Raw genomic sequence first — 19,929 nt, forward strand, 5'->3', positions numbered from 1 at the left:
TAGCGGCGGGTACGCGGTGTGCAAGACCACACACCACACCCCCTCCAGGGGGCACTCGAAAAACTCCCGCACCGCCGCGTAACCGCCCCGAGAGGGCGTCGTTGAGTGTGGTGTCGGAGCGCTACGGCGAACCGATGAAGCGGCCGATGCCCTGTCGGTCGAGGGGTGGCGGCGGGGCATCGTGCATGAGAGGCCGGACGTGTGAGGGGTGCGTCCGGCCTCTCCCCTTGCCCTACTTCATTCAGGGCCCCGGTTAAACACAACCGGCCGTAGCCATTTGGCTACGGCCGACGAGTTGTTCCTGGTCACTACGCCACCGGTGTAGTCACATTGGCGCGTACCCATTCGATGATGGATGCCGTGGTGGCCCCGGGCGTGAAAATTTTGGCGACCCCGAGCTCTTCCAATTCGGCAATGTCGTCGGCCGGAATGATGCCTCCGCCAAATACCACGATGTCAGTTGCGTCACGTTCCGCCAATAGCTCGATCACTCTGCGGAACAGAGTCATGTGCGCCCCGGACAGAACGGACAAACCGATCGCGTCGGCGTCCTCTTGAATTGCCGTCTCGACGATCTGCTCCGGCGTCTGATGCAGGCCGGTGTAGACCACCTCCATACCCGCGTCACGCAGCGCACGGGCCACCACCTTTGCACCACGGTCGTGCCCGTCCAGCCCGGGCTTCGCCACCACCACCCTGATGCGCGCCTGCATACCGACCTCCACGCCGAGCGGAACACCGTCGTCCTGAACGAACGGTAACCCGCCTGCCCAGGCCCGGGTAGTCGGCTTCGGCAAGTGAGATCACTTAGGGTGACCAGAAAGGTATTCAGAGTGATCTGACTTTTTGTTTCTGTGCCAATCACAGAGAGTGGGCAACGATGACGAACGAGAAAGGTAACGAATTCGGACAATCACTGCGCAAAGCGGACCAGGAACTGTCAGGGAATTGGCGCTGCGACTTGTGACACGGCTGCCGTTTCGTTACCGTGGCCTCCGGTTGCTGATCGGTTAATCCCGAACCAGCGGCTCGGAGGGCCACCGTTACCCCGAAGTTTGGGTCGGCGGAGCCACCGACGAAATGCCATCGACGGAGGGTTGTTCGTGCGCCAGCGCTTGTCGTCTGAGCCCGATCGGTATCGCGGTCGCCGCCGCGTACCCACCCCTCCCCGCAGTCGTTACGCGGTCGTCGTCACATCCGCCTTCATCGGCGCCGGTGTGGTCGCTATCGGGGCAGGTTCCAACTTTCCCGATGCCAAAGCGGTAAACCCCGAAGTTCTACAGGGTTTGGCCAGCGCGCACAGCACCACCGACGACGCGATCGCCAACCGCTCGACCGATGAGAAGGCCTCCCGCGGCGAAGACCGCACGGCCGTCAGCAAGGAGAAGGTCAGCGCCGAGGAAGCCGCCGCCGATGTCTGGCTGCTGCCGCTCGACGAGTTCACCTTCACCTCGGCCTACGGCATCCGCTGGGGCAAGCTGCACGCCGGCATCGACCTGGCCGCCCCGGAGGGCAGCCCCTACAAGTCGATCCACGCCGGCAAGGTGATCCAGGCGGGCTACTACGGCGCCTACGGCTACTCGATCACCGTGCAGAACCCGGACGGCACCGAGGTCATCTACGCCCACTCCCGGCGCGTGCTGGTGAAGGCGGGCGACCAGGTCAAGGCCGGCCAGGTGATCGGCCTCGTCGGTAACACCGGTGCCTCCTACGGGACGCACCTGCACCTCGAGATCCACGTCGGGGGCAACCCGGTCGACCCGATCCCCTACCTCCGTGATCGCGGCGTTGACATCAAGCTCCAGGTCGAGTCGGTGTACGCCGGCATGGCCGCCGCCGCTTCCTGATCCCTCCTTCCCGCTCAGACATGCCGCAAACGGGCCGACAGGCCTTATGTCGGTTTTTGTCGCCCGGGAGGGGTCACGCGCGTGCCTCAGCCAGCCGCTGGCCGCCACCGCAAGCCATGTGAACCCCGGCACCGTGCCGTCCGCCCGCGTGGGCGCAGCATCGCGCTGACCGCCGTTCTCGGGGCCGCCCTGGTCACCGGCATCGCCGGGGGAACCGCCGCGGCCGCCAATGCCCGGCACCATCGGGTACCGGACCCCGCACCTGTCGCCGCCCCGGCCGTCGACCCCTATCTCGCGGATGTCGACGCGGTGCCGCCCGAGGTGCTCCGGGAGCGCGGCGCTGGACGAGGCCAGATGCCGGTCGCCCGTGGTGCGGACGTCATCTCCGGCTCCGGCGCTCAGGGCGTACGACAAAAAGCCCGGCCAAAAGCCGCCGCCGGCGGCGCCGCCTGGGTCAATCCCAACCCCACCGCCCAGGTCACCTCGTGCTTCGGGCCCCGCTGGGGACGGCAGCACGAGGGGGTCGACATGGCCGCCCCGGACGGATCACCGATCGTCGCGGCCGGCGCCGGCGTGGTGGTGCGGGCCGGCGTCGCCCAGGGGTACGGCAACGCCGTCCTGATCGACCACGGCGACGGCTGGCTCACCCATTACGGGCACCTGTCGGTGATCACCGTGGTGCCGGGGCAGCGGGTCGCCGCCGGTCAGCAGATCGGCAACGAGGGCTCGACCGGCCACTCCACCGGGCCGCACCTGCACTTCGAGGTGCACCAGGGCTTCTACCAGAACCCGGTGGAACCGACCGCCTGGATGCGCCTGCACGGCGTCGACATCCCCGGCTGTTAGATCTTCTCGATCGGGGCGTGCCGCAGGATCAGCCACATCACCTGGTCGCCGAAGTCGATCTGGGCTCGGGCGCTCGGCCCCTGCCCCTCGATCGCGACCACCCGGCCCAGGCCGTAGCGCTGGTGGTTGACCCGTTCGCCGACCGAGACCTTCGGCGCCTGCGGCAACTCGCTGGCGGTGGCCAGCTTGCTGGCGTCGATGCCGAGCCGGCTGGCCAGCTGCTGCGCCTTGGGCGTGCCCCCGGCGAAACCGCCGCCGCGCGACCGGTCGCCACCGGCCCGGCCGCCCACCCCGCCGCCGGTGCCGGACCAGGACGTGTAGTTGCCCGCGGTGCGCTCCCAGCGGATCAGCTCGGGCGGCAGCTCGTCGGTGAACCGTGACGGCGGGTTGTACTGCGGCTGGCCCCACGCGGCCCGGGTGACCGCCCGGGACAGGTAGAGCCGCTGGCGGGCGCGGGTGATGCCGACGTAGGCCAGCCGCCGCTCCTCCTCCAGCTCGGTGTTGTCGCCGAGGGCGCGCATGTGCGGGAAGACGCCGTCCTCGAGGCCGGTCAGGAACACCACCGGGAACTCCAGGCCCTTCGCCGTGTGCAGCGTCATCAGCGTGACCACGCCCTGGTTGTCGGGGTCGTCGTCGGGCAGCTGATCGGCGTCGGCGACCAGCGCCACCTGCTCGAGGAAACCGGCGAGCGTCGCCGACTCGTCCTGCCCCTCGACCCGTTCGGTGTACTCCCGGGCCACGCTCACCAGTTCCTGCAGGTTTTCCACCCGGCCCTGGTCCTGCGGGTCGAGGCTCTCCTCCAGCTCGCTGAGCAGCCCGGAGCGCTGCAACACCGCCTCCAGCACCTCTTCCGGCGGGGAGGTCAGGGACATCACCCGCAGGTCGTCGAGCAGCTGCACGAAGTCGTTGATGCTGTTGGCCGAGCGGGCGGCGATGCCCGGCGCGTCCTTGGCGTGCCGCAGCGCCTGCCCGAACGAGATGCGCTCGCGCGACGCCAGCGCCTCGACGCACGCCTCGGCCCGCTCGCCGATGCCCCGTTTCGGGGTGTTGAGCACCCGCCGGATGCTGACCGTGTCGTCGTCGTTCACCACCGCGCGCAGGTAGCCCAGCGCGTCGCGGACCTCCTTGCGCTCGTAGAAGCGCACCCCGCCGACCACCTTGTAGGGCAGGCCGACCCGGATGAACACCTCCTCGAACACCCGGGACTGCGCGTTGGTGCGGTAGAAGACGGCCACGTCACCCGGCCGGATCTCGTCCCGGTCGTGCAGCCGGTCGATCTCGCGGGCCACCCAGTCGGCCTCGGCGTGCTCGGTGTCGGCCACGTAGCCGACGATCTGCTCGCCCGCGCCCTGGTCACTCCAGAGCCGCTTCGGCTTGCGCGAGGTGTTCCGGTCGATCACCGCGTTGGCCGCGGACAGGATGGTCTGGGTCGAGCGGTAATTCTGCTCGAGCAGGATCGTGCGGGCGTCCGGGTAGTCGCGCTCGAACTCCAGGATGTTGCGGATGGTGGCGCCCCGGAACGCGTAGATCGACTGGTCGGCGTCACCCACCACGCACAGCTCGCCCGGCGGCACCTCGCCGTCCCGGTCCCCCACCAGCTGCTTCACCAGCATGTATTGCGCGTGGTTGGTGTCCTGGTACTCGTCGACGAGCACGTGCCGGAACCGGCGGCGGTAAGCCTCGGCGACGTGCGGGTGCGACTGGAACAGATGCACCGTCAACATGATGATGTCGTCGAAGTCCAAGGCATGCGCTTCGCGCAGACGACGCTGATACAACTCGTACGCCTCGGCGAGCGCCCGTTCGTTCGGGCCCTTCGCGTCGCCCTTGAAATCTTCCGGCTCGACCAGCTCGTTCTTCAGGTTGGACACCTGGGCCGTGAGACCCCGGGCGGTGTAGCGCTTCGGGTCGAGGTCGAGCTCGCGGATCACCATCGTCATGAGCCGCCGCGAGTCGTCCGCGTCGTAGATCGAGAAGGTCGACTTCAGCCCGGCGTGGTCGTGCTCGGCCCGCAGGATGCGCACGCAGGCCGAGTGGAACGTCGACACCCACATGAGCCGGGCCCGCGGACCCACCAGTTGGGCGACCCGCTCCTTCATCTCACCGGCGGCCTTGTTGGTGAACGTGATCGCGATGATCTCGCCCGGATGCACGTTGCGCTCGGCCAGCAGATAGGCGATGCGATGGGTCAGCACCCGGGTCTTGCCCGACCCGGCCCCGGCCACGATCAGCAGCGGCGACCCGGCGTGGGTGACCGCGTCCCGCTGCGGCCCGTTGAGCCCGACCAGCAACGACTCGGGATCAAGCCGCTGGGCCGGGGCACGCTTCGGCGCCTCTCGCTCGCGCACGGCAGGCATGGCAAAAAGACCCGGCGCCGGGGTCTCACTGGGGGTTTCAGAGGAAGGTCGCATCGCGCTGGCAAGTCTAGGCCCACCCCCCGACAACAATTCGCCGTGCCAATCCTCTGCACGGGGGGCTGCAACCGAAACGAGTGTCTGTTTCACTCGTCGCACGGACACGGTCCGGCCGGGGAGGTGCGGTGCGGGACGTCACAGGGTCGCACGACCGGGTTCGGCACATCGGCGGGCTCATTCTGGCCGCGGTTCTGGCCATCACGGTGTCCGTGCTCATCAACGATCCGGACGACCCCACCCGGGTGGTTCCGGCCGTCGCGGCCGCGCCCAGCCCGAAGCCGGAAGATCAGGTCGAGCGGGTGCTGGCCGCGCAGGCCGCCGCGCTGGCCAGGGGTGACCGGGACGGCTGGCTGAAGCCGGTGGCGGCGGCGCTGCGGCCGCGCTATCAAAACCTCTACCGCTCGCTGCGGGCGCTGCACGTCTCCAGGGTGGACTACCGGATCACCGACCAGAAGCTGCCGGTCGTCGAGGTCGAGTTGTCCTACTGCTTCGCCGGTGCGGCCTGCCCCAAGGACCGGCCGAAGATCGCCCAGCGGCTGACGATCAGGTCCAATGTGATCGTCGGGGAGGGCCGGCCCACCCGGCTCAGCGACCTCCAGCCGACCCCCTGGGAGAAGGGTGACCTGGTCTTCGCCCAGGGCAAGCGGGTCACGGTGGGCGCCCCGCCGGCGCTGAAGGGCCGGCTGAAGGAGATCCTGGCGATCGCCGAGAGCGCGGCGGCGATCGACGACCGGTACGCGGCGTACGTCGACAACCGCCAGCCCCGGTACCGCCTGTTCATCGCCACCGACAAGCTCTGGCGCACCTGGTACGGCGGCAAGGCCACCGACTGGGCGGTCGGCTACATGCAACCGCTGGGCGCGGCCGGCGCCGACGTGGTGATCAATCCCAGCAAGCTGCCCGGTAAGGCCGCGCTCCGCGAGGTGATCCAGCACGAATTGGGGCACGTTGCCACGATCGGCGGGGTAACTTCCCGGCACGAGGACATGTGGCTGGTCGAGGGTGTGGCGGAATACATCGGGGCCCAGCCCAAGCGTGCCTTCGACACCTACAACCGACGGTCGTTGCGCAAGCCGACCCAGCTGGCCGCCCGCCCGCTCCGGGATGGCGCGGGCGACAAGGAGGTCGCCGCCTTCTACGCACAGGGGCACTTCGCCGTGGACTGCCTGGTCACGGCGTTCGGTGAGCCGCGCGCGATGGAGTTCGTCCGGTTGCGACTGCGCCTGGGGGACGAACTGGACGACGCCTCGCGCAGTGTGTTCGGCACAGATTTCCGACATGTGACCACGACCTGCATCAATTGGATGAGTCACCAGGTCGGATAGCTGACCGGCAACAGAGTTGTCACCTGAACGTAGTAGCGCTCACCGGCGTCGATAGATCAAGCTGTCGGACATTGATTGACCGTTAACCCTGATCAGGGAGCTTTCTTAACTATGGAACGCCGTCGCCGAGTGCTGCGTCACCTCGCCGCACCCGCCCTCGCTCTGGCCGTCGTGGCCGCCCTGCCCATCGCCCAACAGGCGGAAAAGGCCGCTCCGCCCGCCGAGTTCACGCCGGTGAGCGTGTCGTACGGCCAGCCGCACGGAACAAAGCTCGTCAAGGGCCAGTTCCTCAGCTACAACGACTTCCACGGCGCGATCGACCCGCCGAGCGGCAGTGGCGCGGTCGTGAACGCGTCCGGCACGTCCACCCCGGCCGGTGGCGTCGAATACCTGGCGACGTACCTCAAGAAGCTGCGCGCCGAGGCCAAGGCCGAGGGCCGCTCGACGCTCACCGTCGGCGCCGGTGACCTGATCGGCGCGACCCCGCTGGTCAGCGCCGCGTTCCACGACGAGCCGACGATCGAGCTGATGAACCAGGTCGGCCTGCAGGTCAGCTCGGTGGGGAACCACGAGTTCGACGAGGGTGTGGCCGAGCTGATCCGCCTCCAGCGCGGCGGCTGCCACCCGACCGACGGCTGCCAGGACGGCGATGGCTTCAAGGGCGCCAAGTTCACCTACCTGGCCGCGAACACCATCGACAACAAGACCGGCCTGCCGATCCTCCCGCCGATCGAGATCAAGTTCGTGGGCGGCGTTCCGGTCGGCTTCATCGGCATGACGCTCGAGGGCACGGCCGGCATCGTCAACCCGGCCGGCATCAAGAACGTGCACTTCACCGACGAGGTGGAGACCGCCAACAAGTGGAGCAACCTGCTCAAGCTGTTCGGCGTGAAGGCCCAGGTGCTGCTGCTGCACGAGGGCGGCGCGCAGGGCACGGCCACGCCGACCCCGGGTGTGTCCGACTGCAACAACTTCTCCGGCCCGGTGGTCGACATCGTCAAGGGCCTCAACCCGGAGATCGGCCTGGTCGTCTCGGGTCACACCCACCGCTTCTACTCGTGCTCGCTGCCCAACAAGTCGAGCACCAGCGTGGTGACCAGCGCCGGCACCAACGGCCAGCTGATCACCGACATCGACTACTCGATCGACAAGCGCAGCGGCAAGTTCGCCGCGATCACCGCGAAGAACGTGATCGTCCAGAACGGCGTCTCGGACGGCGCCGGCGGCTGGAAGAAGGACGCGACGACCGGTGTCTTCCTGAAGAACCCGGACACCGTCGACCAGGGCGCCAAGAAGATCGCCGACAAGTACCGCACCGCGGTCGCGCCGATCGCCAACAAGATCGTCGGCTCGATCACCGCCGACATCACCCGCACCGCGACGTCGGCCGGCGAAACTCCGCTCGGTGACGTGATCGCCGACGCCCAGCTGGCCTACACCAAGTCGGCCGGGGCCCAGCTCGCCCTGATGAACCCGGGCGGCATCCGTGCCGACCTGGTCGCGGGCGCGTCGGCCGGCGGCGAGGCGCCCGGCCAGGTCACCTACGGCGAGGCGTTCACCGTCCAGCCGTTCAACAACCTGGTGGTCACCCAGACCTTCACCGGCGCCCAGATCAAGGACGTCCTGGAGCAGCAGTGGTCCGGCTACAAGGGCCAGACCAGCTCGAAGACGCTGCAGGTGTCGGCCGGCCTGACCTACACCTGGAGCGCCTCGGCCCCGCTCGGCTCGAAGATCACCGAGCTGAAGCTCAACGGCGTCGCCATCGACCCCGCCACCAGCTACCTGGTCACGACGAACGACTTCCTGGCCAACGGCGGCGACGGCTTCTCGGTCCTGGCCACCGGCACCGGCCGGGTCACCGCCCCGGGCTTCGACATCGACGCCCTGGTCGCCTACCTCACGGCCGCCCCGGTCTCGCCGGGCGACACCAAGCGGATCACCAACATCGCCTGACGCTCATCACCACGATGGCCCGCCGGAGATCTCCGGCGGGCCATCGCTTTCCCAGCGCGGCTTTCCCAGCGCGGTGCCCTTTGCCCTGATCGACGGGCACGACGGTCGTCCCACGGATCGGGCGGTTTCCTTGCGGAGCGGTTCCGGACGGGGGCATACTCGGTCGCGTGATTCAGCGGGCACGATTTTTTTACTACGGCACCGGAAGTCCGGTTGTCGTAGGCCGCTGAGCGCAGACCTACTTCAAGCCCCGGGCTTCCGAGCCCGGGGCTTGTTGCTGCCCGGGCCAGGTCGACCGGGGCGACAGCACCCGAGGAGCAGAGGATGACCGCCGACGTGGTGGACCAGACGACCGGTGCGGGCGAGCCCTTGGCCGCCGACGAGATCCGCGCCATGCGCGAGCGCATCGACGAGATCGACCAGACCCTCATCGACCTGTGGCTGGAACGGGCCCGCATCTCCCAGGCGGTCGGCAAGACCCGCATCGCCAGCGGCGGCACCCGCCTGGTGCTTTCTCGCGAACGCGAGATCGTCGAACGCTTCCGCGAGGCCCTGGGCCCCGACGGCACCCAGATCGCCCTGATGATCCTCCGGGCGGGCCGCGGCCCGCTCTGACGCCCGGCCGGGCGGGCGGACGGCCCGGTGTTGCAACCAGCGCATACTGAGCATCCGGTTCTGTTCGGTATGCGTACTTATATGGGTTTAATAGCGGTGCAGGACGTCCCGGATTTCGGCGTAATGGCAAGCGCTGGGGTGCGGGGCGCGTTGGCGGACCTGCAGCAGCGGCTCGTGGTCGGCGCAGTAAGGCTGCGCCTTCCAGCAGCGGGTGCGGAAGCGACAACCCGACGGCGGATTCGCCGGCGACGGCACGTCGCCCTCCAGAACGATGTGGTCGCGGTGGCCGCGCAGGCGCGGGTCCGGGACCGGAACGGCCGAGAGCAGAGCCTGGGTGTACGGGTGGGTAGGCTGCTCGTAGATGGCCTTGTGGTGGCCGGTTTCCACGATTTTGCCGAGGTACATCACCGCGACCCGGTCGGAGATGTGCCGGACCACCGACAGGTCGTGGGCGATGAAGATGTAGGAGAGGCCCAGCTCGCGCTGCAGTCGTTCGAGCAGGTTGATCACCTGGGCCTGGATGGAGACGTCCAGGGCCGACACCGGCTCGTCGCAGACGATGATCTCGGGGCGCAGGGCCAGGGCCCGGGCGATGCCGATGCGCTGGCGCTGGCCGCCGGAGAACTGGTGCGGGTAACGGTTGATGTGGTCGGGGTTGAGGCCGACCAGGTCGAGGAGTTCCTGGACCGCTCGCTCCCGGCCGGAGCGCGGGACGGCATCGGGGTGGATCGCGTAGGGCTCGCCGATGATGTCACCGACCGTCATCCGCGGGTTGAGCGACGTGTACGGGTCCTGCATCACCATCTGGATGTTGCGGCGGGCCCGGCGCAGCGCCGGCCCGGACAGCCGGACCATGTTCTCGCCGCGCACGGTGATCTCGCCGGAGGTCGGCTTCTCCAGCCCGACCAGCAGTTTCGCCAAGGTCGACTTGCCGCAGCCGGATTCGCCGACGATGCCGAGGGTCTCGCCGCGGCGTAGCTGAAGGTCGACGCCGTCGACCGCGCGGACCGCGCCGATCTTCGACTTGAAGACGATGCCCTGGGTGATCGGGAAGTGTTTCACCAGGCCCCGGGCGTCCAGCACCAGGTCGGACACATCAGACACCGAGGACCTCCCGGATGAAGTGGCAGCGGGCGATGCGGTGCGCGGCGATCTGGTAGGCGGGCGGCTCCTGGTCCATCCGGCAGATGTCGCGGGCGTAACCGCAGCGCGGGTGGAACGCGCACCCTTGCGGGATGTCGGTGAGTGACGGCGGAAGGCCGCGGATCACGTTGAGTTCGCGCCCTTTGTGATCGAGGCGCGGAATGGATTCCAGGAGCGCCTTCGTGTACGGGTGGGCCGGGCGCGCGTAGATGTCGTAGACCGGCGCCTCCTCCACGATCTTGCCGGCGTACATGACCGAGATCCGGTCCGCGACGTCGGCCACCACGCCCATGTCGTGGGTGATCAGGATCAGACCCATGTTGCGCTGGTGCTGAAGCTCGGCGAGCAGGCCCATGATCTGGGCCTGGACGGTGACGTCGAGGGCCGTGGTCGGCTCGTCGGCGATCAGCACCTCGGGGTCGAGGGCCAGCGCCATGGCGATCATGACGCGCTGCCGCATGCCGCCGGAGAACTGGTGCGGATAGTCGTTGATGCGTTCCTTGGCCGCCGGGATCCGCACCTGGTCGAGCAGCTCGATGGCCTTGACCTTCGCGGCGGCGCGGGACATGCCGCGGTGCTTGCGGAACAGCTCGGCCAGCTGGAAACCGACCGTGTAGACCGGGTTCAGCGCGGACAGCGCGTCCTGGAAGATCATCGCGATCCGGTTGGCGCGGAACTGCCGGCGATCCTTTTCGGCCAGCTGCAGCAGGTCGACGCCGCGGTAGAGCACCCGGCCGCCGGTGACGTGCCCGGGCGGCGAGTCGAGGATGCCCATCACCGCCTGCGCGGTGACCGATTTGCCGCAGCCGGACTCGCCGAGGATCGCGAGCGTCTCCCCCGGGTTGAGGTAGAAGCTGGCGCCGTTGACGGCCTTGGCCACGCCGTCCCGGGTGCGGAACTCGACGTGCAGGTCGTCGACGTGCAGCAGGGTGGCCCGCGGATCGAGGCCGACGCTGATGTCTGTCACTTCAGGTCACCGCAGCTTCGGATCGAAGGCGTCGCGGACGGCGTCGCCGAGCATGATGAAGGCCAGCACCGTGGCGGCCAGGAACAGCGACGGCCAGATCAGCGGGCCGGCCGCGACCCGGACATAACCGGTGGCGTCGGAGATGGCGATGCCCCAGCTGATCGCATCGCCCTTGAGCCCGATGCCGAGGAACGACAGGGTGGCCTCGCTGGCGATGTTGATGCCGAGCAGGATGGTCAGCACCACGATGAACGACGCCATCGAGTTGGGCAGGATGTGCCGGAACAGCAGCCGGCTGTTGCCGGCACCGAGCATCCGGGCCGCCGCCACGTAGTCCTGGTTCTTGGCCGCGATCACCGACGACCGCATCACCCGGGCCGCGGTGGTCCAGCCCAGCAGGCCGAGAGTCACCGTTACCGCGAAGACGCCGTTGCTGGCCGGGTCGGCGGAGAGCCGCTTGGCCAGCACGATCGCGCCGAGCAGCAGCGGGATGCCGAGCATGACGTCGATGAAGCGGGACAGGACCGCGTCGAGCCAGCCGCCGAAGAAGCCGGCCGCGAGACCGAACCCCAACCCGATCACGCCGGAGATCAGGGTGGCGAAGACGCCCACCACGATCGAGTAGCGGGCACCGTAGACCGTCTTCGCGTAGACGTCGCAGCCCTGGAAGTCGTAGCCGAAGATGGCGCCGCCGGTCGCGCCGGCGTGCTTGCGGCTGAGCACGCAGTCGCGCGGGTCGGCCGAGGTGAACAGCGACGGCCAGGCCGCCATCAGCAGGACCACCACGACCAGTACCGACGCGATCCAGAAGATCTTGTTGCGGCGCAGGTCGTGCCAGGCGTCCGAGGAAAGACTCCGCGACTTGGTGTCACTCATAACGGATCCTGGGGTCGAGAGCGGCGTACAGCAGGTCGACGATCAGGTTCACGACCAGGAAGACGATCACCAGAACGCTGACGAAGCCGACCACGAGCGGGCCGTCCTCGGTGCGGATGCCGCGGAACAGGTTGAACCCGACCCCGGGGATGTTGAACACCTTCTCGGTGACGATGGCTCCCGACATGAGCGCGCCGAGGTCCACCCCGATCAGGGTGATCACCGGGATGAGCGAATTGCGCAGGACATGCACGCCGATCACTCGCGCTCCGGTGAGGCCCTTGGCCCGGGCGGTACGCACGTAGTCGGCGCGCAGGTTCTCGGCGACCGAGGCCCTGGTCACCCGCAGCTCGGTGGCCACCACCAGGCTGGCCAGCACGCCCGCGGGCAGCAGCAACTGCCAGAGGCTCGCATCCTTGCCGGCGGTGACCGGGAACCAGCCCAGCTTGATGCCGAACACCAGCTGGGCGAGCGGCGCGATCACCACGATCGGCATGGCCAGCACGATCAGCGTCACGACCAGGGTCGCGTTGTCGAAGATGCTGCCGCGCCGGATCGCCGAGACGACGCCGGCCAGGATCGCGATGGTGGCCGCGATGACGATCGCCATCAGCGACAGGCGCAGCGTGACCGGCCAGGCGTCGGCCAGCATGTCGGCGACCTTGCGGTTGGTCATCGACGTGCCGAAGTCCCCGGTGAGCAGGCCCTTCATGTAGTACCAGTACTGCGCGAAGAAGTTGTCGCCGAGGTGGTAGCGCTCGGTCAGAGCGGCACGCTGGCTCGCGGTGATGGGTCGTTCGCCGACAAGCGCCTGGATCGGGTCGTCCTGCACAGCGAACATCAGGGCGTACACGATGAACGTGGCCCCGAAGAAGGTGAGGACCATCTGCAGCAGGCGCCGCACGATGTAGCGGAACATTCGGTGATGCCTTTTGAGCGAAGAAAGGTGGCGTCACAGCCGGGTCGGCCATGACGCCACCACCGTTTCGAGGCGCCAGGCTAGCTGGCCACCTCGATCTTGTATATGTCCACCTTCTGGAACAGGTCCATCTCGACGCTGGTGACCTTTTCCGAGTGACCGAAGACGTTCTGCCCGAAGCGCAACGGAAGAACCGGCATGTCGTCGGCGAGGATGTCCTCGGCCTGCTGCCACTTCTTGATCGCGGCCGCCGGCGTGGCCGCCTCGGAGCCCTCCCGGACCAGGCTGTCGAACGCGCTGTTGCTGTAGCCGTAGTAGTTCGACGAACCGTCGGTCGTGTAGAGCGGGCCCAGGTAGTTCTCCATGAGCGGGTAGTCCATCGCCCAGGCCAGCCGGATCATGCCCACCGACTTGTGCTCGCGCACCTTCTTCAGCATGTCGGACAGCTTCGGCTCCGGCGAACCACTGCAGTTGACCCCGAGCGACGCCTTGATCTGGTTGCACATCGCGTCGACCCAGGCCTTGTGACCGCCGTCGACGTTGTACGAGATCTTGATGTCCGCCGGGCCCTTGCCCTCGGCGTACAGCTGCTTGGCCTTGGTCGGGTTGTACTCGCAGTTCTCACCGCAGGTGTTCGGCCGGTAACCGGCGACCACCGGGGAGACGAACGACGTGGCGGGAGTCTCCGAGCCCAGGAAGATCTGGTCGGTCATCTCTTCGCGGTTGATCGCCATCGAGAGGGCGATGCGGACCTTCTTGTCCTGGTATTCCTTCTCGTAGATCGGGAAACCGACGAACGCGAAGGCCGAGCTCGGGCTCTTCTGCAGACGGTCACCGAGGTCACCGGAGGCGGAGGCCAGGCTCTCGATCGGGATCTTCGTCTCGACGTCGAGGTTGCCGGCGACCAGGTCGGCGTACTGCGCGCCGAGGTCCTGGTAGATCTTCCAGGTGATGCCGTCGACCTTGGGGACCGTGCCCTTGAAGTCGGTGACCTTCTCCACGACGACCTTGGAGTCGTGCTCCCACTTGCCCTTGATCTTGAAGGGCCCGTTGCCGATCGGGGCGTCGCCGAAACCGTCGGCCAGCACGCCGTCCGCCTTGAACGCGGCCTTGGGCAGCGGGTAGAAGGCGTCGTAGCCCATCACCGACTCCCAGCCGGCGAAGCCGGCCGACAGGGTCACCGTGAAGGTCGTGTTGTTGACCTTCTTGAGCCCGGTCAGCTTCTTCGCCTTCGGCACCTCGGCCTTTTCCGGGCCGTCGCCGTCGGGGTCGACCGACTGCATCTGCGCGTAGCCGTCGATCCGGCTGAAGAAGTACGACGCGAGTTGAGCGTTCGGCCCGTAGGCGCCGTAATTCCAGGCGTTGATGTAGTTGTCGGCGGTGACCGCCTCACCGTTGCTGAACGTGAAGCCGGAACGGATCTTGACCGTCCAGACCTTGTTCGCCTTGTCGTGCGTGATCGCCTCGGCGGCCACCACGTACGGGTTGCTGTTCTCGTCGAAGCGGACGAGCGGATAGAAGAGCGACGCGAGCACGGAGGAGCCGTTCTGTTCCGTCGTGTTCGACGGGATCAGAGATTCCGGCTCGACGATGCCGATGCTGATGGCGTTCGGCAGGGTCTCGTCGTCGTCCGATGAGCCGCCGGAGCAACCGGCCGCTAACAAGGCGATGGCGGCCGCTCCGGCCGCCATCTTCCATGGGCCATTCCCACGCATGTGGAGGATGCCTCCTTCGTCGGCTCACGGGGGTGGGTGAGTCCGAGCAACTGTGACACAGCGATACCGAAGGTCGGTGTCCCGTTACCAACCCGATACTAGCGACGGCCAGGATACGGCCTACCGTGTCGACCAGTCCACAGCGTCTTGAGCTGCTAATATGCCGCTCGGTGTGCGATCTACGACGCACCGCAGCGGGCCGCACCGGATAAGTCAGACAAGCCGCCGGTCGGCCGCCCATCGTGACAATTCGTAACGGTTGCTCATCTGGAGCTTGCGCAGGACGTTGGAGACGTGGGTCTCCACCGTCTTGATCGAGATGAACAGCTCCTTCGCGATCTCCTTGTACGCGTAACCCCGCGCGAGCAGGCGCAACACCTCGCGCTCGCGGTTGGTGAGCTGGTCCAGCTCGGGGTCGGCGACCGGCACGTCGGGCCGGGAGGCGAACGCGTCAAGCACGAAGCCGGCCAGCCGCGGGCTGAACACCGCATCGCCGTCGGCCACCCGCCGGATAGCGGCGGCCAGCTCGTCGGGCGAGATGGTTTTCGTCACGTAGCCCCGCGCACCCGCCCGAATCAGGCCGATCACGTCTTCGGCGGCGTCCGACACCGACAGCGCCAGGAAACGGACCTGCGGGTGGGAACGGCGCATCGCGTCCAGCACCGCGCGCCCACCGCCGTCCGGCATGTGCACGTCGAGCAGCACCACGTCGGGCTCGATCGTGGCGATCTTGCTGACCGCCTCGGCCACCGTGCTGGCCTCGCCGACCACCTCGACGTGCGCGCCCAACTCGGAGCGCACCCCGGCGCGGAACATCGCGTGGTCGTCAACCAGGAAAACCCTGAGACGGCCGCCCTCTGACTCGGTCATCGTGCCGACTCCTTCCCAGCCGTCATGCTCTCCCGGGCGACCGGGAGCATGAGGCGGACCTCGGTGCCCTCGCCCGGCGTGCTCTTGATCTCGGCGCGCCCGCCGTGCCGTTTCATCCGCCCGATGATCGATCCCCGGACGCCATGCCGCGACTCTTCCACACCATCGAGATTGAAACCGGCGCCGCGGTCACGCACGAAGACGCTCAATTCGTCGGCCTCGACCTCGGCATACAGCGAGATGGTCTGCACCCCGGCATGCCGGGCCGCGTTGACCAGGGCCTCGCGGGCCGCCGCGACAAGCGCCGCGACCCGGTCGTCGCACTCGGTGTCGCCGACCACCACGGTCTCGACACTTATCGCGTAGGTGTCCTCCACCTCGGCCGCCGCCTGCTCGAGGGCCGCCGCGAAACGCTCGGTCGGCGAGGCCGTCGGCTTGTAGAGCCAGTTGCGCAGGGAGCGTTCCTGGCCGCGGGCGAGCCGCTGCACCTCTTTGATGTCGGCCGAGTTGCGCTGGATCAGGGCCAGCGTGTGCAGGACCTGGTCGTGGATCATGGCGGCCACCTCGGCCCGCTCCTGCTCCCGGATGCGGCCCTCGCGCTCGGTGCGCAGCTGGTTGAACATGCGGTAGAGCAGCGGGGCGGCGACCACCCCCACGCCGAGCAGGCCGACCAGCGCGAAGATCACGCCGTTGAACACCGAGCCGAGCGAGCCGGACGGGGCGTAGACCGCGACCACGCCGATGATGCCGGTGGCCACCAGCACGCCGCCGCCGATGAACCGGAACAGGAAGAACCGGCGGTCGCTCTCCGCCACCACGGCGGCCAGCCAGGGCGTCTGCGGCTGGTTGCCGGCCCAGTGGCCGCGCCGGGACGGGTCGGACTGGTGCCAGATGATGCCGGCGCCGACCGCGACCACCGCGATCAGCCAGCCCACCGTGCCGGCCACGCTGTCCTTGAAGACCAGCGCCTGCAGCAGCACGACGCCCAGCCCGATCGCCGCGAACGGCAGCAACATCGCCAGGTCGCGTCGCGGTGGCGGCTCGCCGGTGGGAATCTGTTGCGGCAGGACGGCCCAGAAGGCCGCATAGAGCAGAAGGCCCAGACCGCTGAAACCAAGGAGTACGACGAGCGCGATGCGAACCGCCAGCACCGGGACACCCAGATGCTCGGCCAGACCGGCCGCGACGCCGGCAACGATCCGGTGGTCACGTGGCCGGTACAGCCGGCGGGTGGGTGGGGTTACCGCGGTGCTGATGGCTCCTCCTAAGTTCGGTCCTCCGATCGTCACACGTTCGGCGGCCCCTAGCCACGGGGAATGTCCCCCGGTATCGGGCCACTCGGATCTCAGGGTGGCCTCAGGGTCGGCGCCGGAAGCGACTAGGGCCGGTTCGACGACAGGATCGATGGCATGAACGACGAAGACCCGTCCACCCCGCCTACGTCCGCTTCGTCGTCGGATTCCGCCTCGGCTTCGCCGTCGGCGGGGCCGGCGACCGAGGAGATCCCGCCCACCGGGCCGTTCTTCTCCCGGGACCATCTCGTCCGTCCTCGCCAGGGCCGCTATGTCGCCGGTGTCTGTGTGGCGCTGGCCCGGGCCACCAACACCGACCCGGTGCTGTGGCGGGTGCTCGTCGCCGTGCTCGGCATCCTGAGCGGCGTCGGCGTCCTGCTCTACCTGATCGGCTGGCTGATCATCCCGGCCGAGGGCGACACCGCGTCGCCGATCGAGTCGCTGCTCGGCAAGGGCCGCTCCGGCATGGCCCCGCTGTCGGTGGTGCTGCTCGGCGCGGCCGCGGTGATCTCGTTCGGCTTCATCGTGCACGACGGCATGCGGGCCAGCCTGCTCGCGGCGGCCGTCATCCTGGGCGCGGTCCTGCTGATCAAACGGAGTAACGGCACGACGTTTCCGTCGGCCCCGCCGCCCACCGAGCCGCCGGTCGGCTTCCCGTCGGCGCCGGGGGAGCCCGTTGCGGCGTACGCTCCGGCCAGTTTCGGTGCGCCGCCGGCCGCGCCCGGCCCGGCCGCGGAACCGGTGACCGAGAAGCTGCCGCCGAGGCCGCCGTTCTCGCCGCCACCCAGCGGTTATCGCCCGCCGTTCGCTCCGCACGGCCCGTGGGCCGGGACGGGGACGCACCAGGGAGTCCCGCTGCAGGTGCCGCGACCGCCGAAACCTCCGAAACCACCGCGCGAGCGGTCCAAGCTGGGCCGGCTCACGTTCTTCGCGGTGCTCATGGTGCTCGGCACGATGGCGGCGATCGGCATGGCCGGGGCCAGCATCGCGGTCTCCGCCTACTTCGCGGCCGCCCTGATCACGATCGCGCTCGGCCTGATCGTCGGGGCCTGGTTCGGCCGGGCCCGCGGGCTGATCGCGCTGGCCATCCTCACCTCGATCGGCCTGTTCATCTCCAACGGCGTCGAACGTTGGGGCGGCGAGGTGGGCAAGAGCGTCTATCGCCCGCAGACCATCGCCGCGGTCGCCGACCGTTATGACTTCACGGCCGGCAGCGCCACCCTCGACCTGCGCGACGTCGACTTCACCGGGCAGACCCAGAGCATCACGATGACCATGAAGGTGGGCCAGATGCGGGTGCTGCTCCCGCCGACCGTGGACACCGTCGCCGACGTTCAGCTCGACGGCGGCCGGGCGGTGCTCTTCGGACAGGAGTTCACCGGCGACCGGGCCGACACCACCAAGTCGGTGACCGACCTGGGCACCGACGGCACCGGCGGCGGCACCCTCAAACTCGACCTGCAGATGGACACGGGCAACGTGGAGGTGCTCCGATGAAGCCGCACCGCACCGATGGGGTCTCCCTGAGCTTCGGCCTGATCTTCCTACTGATCGCGCTCTGGTGGGCGCTGTCCCGGATGATGACCATCCACCTGCCGGCGGTCGGCTGGCTGGTGGCCGGCGGTCTGATCGCCTTCGGCGTGATCGGCCTGCTCGGCGCCATCCGCTCCGGCCGCACCCCGGCTCCGGTCCCGGTCGCCGCCACGGTCGCGCAGCCGGCGGTCCAGCCCGAGGTTCCGGGCGACCTGCCGCCGGAACTGCACGCCAAGATCGTCCAGGAGTTGCTGGACGACCCGGCCGACCGCTTCCGCAAGGAGCACCCCGAGACCTGAACGAGTCGAACCCGCCGCCCGTGAGCAGCCCGCTCACGGGCGGCGCAATATGCTCGGGCCATGACCCCGTACCCCGCCGTGTCCAAGGCTCCCATCGTCGGCATCGGCAGCACGGCCGCCCGTGCGCTCACGGCCGAGTTCGCGCGGCACAACTCGGCCACGTCCGCGCTGGTCGTCGGTGCCGACCACTCGTCGCTGGTGGTGGCGGCCGCGGTCGAGGCACTCCTGCCCGGCGACACCCTCACCCTGGTGGCCGGCGAGCGCAGCACCGCCGAACTGCTCCGCGACCACATCGCCGGGCTGGGCAGCTGGATCGCCGATCGGGTGAAGGTGGTGGACGCCCTCGACGAGGCGCAGCCCGCCGACGTGGTGATCGTGGGCGAGCCGGTGACCGGCACCGCGCAGGAGGTCCGGGCCCAGCTCGACCGCCTCGCCAAATACCTGACCGACGGCGCCGTGGTCACGCTCGCCACCCCGGCCGTGCCCGGCCGCACCGGCGGTGCCGCCGCCGAGCTGTTCCGGCAGGGCGCGCTCTTCGGGGTCGGCTCCGACCTGGTGGTGCGCAACTCGCCGCCGGTCCGCGTGCACCGGCTGCGGTTCACCCCGGCCGATCCCCGGGTGGCGGCGACCCTCGCCCCGGCCTACAAGACGTCAAGCGTGCCGGTCACCCGGAGCATGCACATCGACTCCAACGGCGTGGCCGCGGCCGGCATCGCGCTCGGGCTGGCGGCGCTGGCTCGCACCACCCGGCCGAAGTCGAAGCTGTGGCTGCTCCCGGCGCTGGCCGCGGCGCCGGTGGCGGCGTTCTTCCGCGACCCCGAGCGGGACGTGCCGACCGACCCGGCCGCGATCGTGGCCTCGGCCGACGGCCGGGTGCTGTCGATCGAGCGGATGACCGACGAGCGGTTCGGGCCAGGCGAGTTCCTGCGGATCGCGGTGTTCCTGTCGGTGCTCGACGTGCACGTCAACCGGGTGCCGGTGGCCGGCCGGGTGGCCGACTACTTCGTCGAGGACGGCGGTTACGCGAACGCGATGACCGCGGCGGCCGAGCACAACGTGGCGGCCTACACGGTGCTGGACACCGAGCACGGCACGGTCGTGGTGGCCCAGCGCACCGGCCTGATCGCCCGCCGGATCGTGCAGCGGGTGCCGGTCGGCACGCTGGTCGCGCGCGGCGAGCGGATGGGCCTGATCCGCTTCGGCTCGCGTACCGACGTCTACCTGCCGGCCGACAAGGCCGAGTCGCTGGTGGCGGTCGACGAGAAGGTCGTCGGCGGTTCCTCGGTGATCGCTCGCTGGCTGTAAACAAAAAGGC

17 protein-coding genes are annotated in these 19,929 nt (G+C 68.7%); 8 read left to right on the forward strand and 9 right to left on the reverse strand.

The window, feature by feature from the left end:
• Window positions 1-308: 308 nt before the first annotated feature.
• Window positions 309-713, reverse strand: coding sequence for a coenzyme B12-dependent isobutyryl CoA mutase small subunit (gene icmB / locus Ate02nite_RS10400; protein ID WP_203802808.1), 405 nt, complete (start codon window positions 711-713; stop codon window positions 309-311).
• Between the two features lie 390 nt (window positions 714-1,103).
• On the opposite strand from icmB, the gene Ate02nite_RS10405 reads away from it, so the two are divergent.
• Both Ate02nite_RS10405 and Ate02nite_RS48680 read left to right on the forward strand, forming a co-directional pair.
• Window positions 1,104-1,847 carry a M23 family metallopeptidase gene (locus Ate02nite_RS10405; protein WP_203802810.1) on the forward strand — a complete coding sequence of 248 codons (744 nt, stop codon included), beginning with the start codon at window positions 1,104-1,106 and terminating at the stop codon, window positions 1,845-1,847.
• An 81-nt stretch (window positions 1,848-1,928) separates the two neighbouring features.
• Entirely contained in the window at window positions 1,929-2,693 is a 765-nt protein-coding gene (locus Ate02nite_RS48680; RefSeq protein ID WP_239147276.1) for a M23 family metallopeptidase, read from the forward strand.
• Here the strand turns inward: Ate02nite_RS48680 and pcrA are convergent.
• Window positions 2,690-5,104 carry a DNA helicase PcrA gene (pcrA, locus tag Ate02nite_RS10415; RefSeq protein WP_203802825.1) on the reverse strand — a complete coding sequence of 805 codons (2,415 nt, stop codon included), beginning with the start codon at window positions 5,102-5,104 and terminating at the stop codon, window positions 2,690-2,692. The two genes, Ate02nite_RS48680 and pcrA, sit on opposite strands and share 4 nt — an antisense overlap.
• Before the next feature lie 128 nt (window positions 5,105-5,232).
• Between pcrA and Ate02nite_RS10420 the strand changes: the two genes are divergently transcribed.
• From Ate02nite_RS10420 to Ate02nite_RS10430, 3 genes are all read left to right on the forward strand, one after another.
• Window positions 5,233-6,432, forward strand: a complete 1,200-nt coding sequence (locus tag Ate02nite_RS10420; RefSeq protein ID WP_203802829.1) for a hypothetical protein — start codon at window positions 5,233-5,235, stop codon at window positions 6,430-6,432.
• A 111-nt stretch (window positions 6,433-6,543) separates the two neighbouring features.
• Entirely contained in the window at window positions 6,544-8,385 is a 1,842-nt protein-coding gene (locus tag Ate02nite_RS10425) for a bifunctional metallophosphatase/5'-nucleotidase (protein ID WP_203802832.1), read from the forward strand.
• Between the two features lie 324 nt (window positions 8,386-8,709).
• Complete coding sequence (locus tag Ate02nite_RS10430) at window positions 8,710-9,000, forward strand: chorismate mutase (protein WP_203802835.1); 291 nt, start codon at window positions 8,710-8,712, stop codon at window positions 8,998-9,000.
• 87 nt (window positions 9,001-9,087) lie between these two features.
• On the opposite strand, the gene Ate02nite_RS10435 is transcribed toward Ate02nite_RS10430, so the two are convergent.
• From Ate02nite_RS10435 to Ate02nite_RS10465, 7 genes are all read right to left on the reverse strand, one after another.
• The gene (locus tag Ate02nite_RS10435) at window positions 9,088-10,095 is read right to left on the reverse strand and encodes an ABC transporter ATP-binding protein (protein WP_203803419.1); all 1,008 of its coding nucleotides are present in this window, start codon (window positions 10,093-10,095) and stop codon (window positions 9,088-9,090) included.
• Window position 10,096: 1 nt separating this feature from the next.
• Complete coding sequence (locus tag Ate02nite_RS10440) at window positions 10,097-11,110, reverse strand: ABC transporter ATP-binding protein (RefSeq protein ID WP_203802837.1); 1,014 nt, start codon at window positions 11,108-11,110, stop codon at window positions 10,097-10,099.
• Window positions 11,111-11,116: 6 nt separating this feature from the next.
• On the reverse strand, window positions 11,117-11,986 hold the full coding sequence (locus tag Ate02nite_RS10445; RefSeq protein WP_203802840.1) for an ABC transporter permease: 870 nt from the start codon (window positions 11,984-11,986) through the stop codon (window positions 11,117-11,119).
• Entirely contained in the window at window positions 11,979-12,905 is a 927-nt protein-coding gene (locus Ate02nite_RS10450) for an ABC transporter permease (RefSeq protein ID WP_203802843.1), read from the reverse strand. Before Ate02nite_RS10450 ends, Ate02nite_RS10445 begins: the two co-directional genes overlap by 8 nt.
• Before the next feature lie 80 nt (window positions 12,906-12,985).
• Complete coding sequence (locus Ate02nite_RS10455) at window positions 12,986-14,620, reverse strand: peptide ABC transporter substrate-binding protein (RefSeq protein ID WP_239147278.1); 1,635 nt, start codon at window positions 14,618-14,620, stop codon at window positions 12,986-12,988.
• 213 nt (window positions 14,621-14,833) lie between these two features.
• Complete coding sequence (locus tag Ate02nite_RS10460) at window positions 14,834-15,490, reverse strand: response regulator (RefSeq protein ID WP_203802846.1); 657 nt, start codon at window positions 15,488-15,490, stop codon at window positions 14,834-14,836.
• A complete protein-coding gene (locus Ate02nite_RS10465; RefSeq protein ID WP_438871184.1) occupies window positions 15,487-16,746 on the reverse strand; it encodes a PspC domain-containing protein in 1,260 nt (419 codons plus the stop codon). Before Ate02nite_RS10465 ends, Ate02nite_RS10460 begins: the two co-directional genes overlap by 4 nt.
• A gap of 153 nt (window positions 16,747-16,899) precedes the next feature.
• Here Ate02nite_RS10465 and Ate02nite_RS10470 point away from each other — a divergent pair, with 153 nt between their 5' ends.
• From Ate02nite_RS10470 to Ate02nite_RS10480, 3 genes are read left to right on the forward strand one after another with little or no spacing between them, the layout of a single operon-like run.
• Window positions 16,900-18,279, forward strand: coding sequence for a PspC domain-containing protein (locus Ate02nite_RS10470; protein WP_203802849.1), 1,380 nt, complete (start codon window positions 16,900-16,902; stop codon window positions 18,277-18,279).
• On the forward strand, window positions 18,276-18,614 hold the full coding sequence (locus Ate02nite_RS10475) for a phage holin family protein (RefSeq protein ID WP_203802852.1): 339 nt from the start codon (window positions 18,276-18,278) through the stop codon (window positions 18,612-18,614). Before Ate02nite_RS10470 ends, Ate02nite_RS10475 begins: the two co-directional genes overlap by 4 nt.
• 60 nt (window positions 18,615-18,674) lie before the next feature.
• Entirely contained in the window at window positions 18,675-19,919 is a 1,245-nt protein-coding gene (locus Ate02nite_RS10480; RefSeq protein ID WP_203802860.1) for a phosphatidylserine decarboxylase, read from the forward strand.
• Window positions 19,920-19,929 lie beyond the last annotated feature (10 nt).

It is taken from the genome of Paractinoplanes tereljensis, from assembly GCF_016862435.1.
In the GTDB taxonomy this organism is placed as follows: domain Bacteria; phylum Actinomycetota; class Actinomycetes; order Mycobacteriales; family Micromonosporaceae; genus Actinoplanes; species Actinoplanes tereljensis.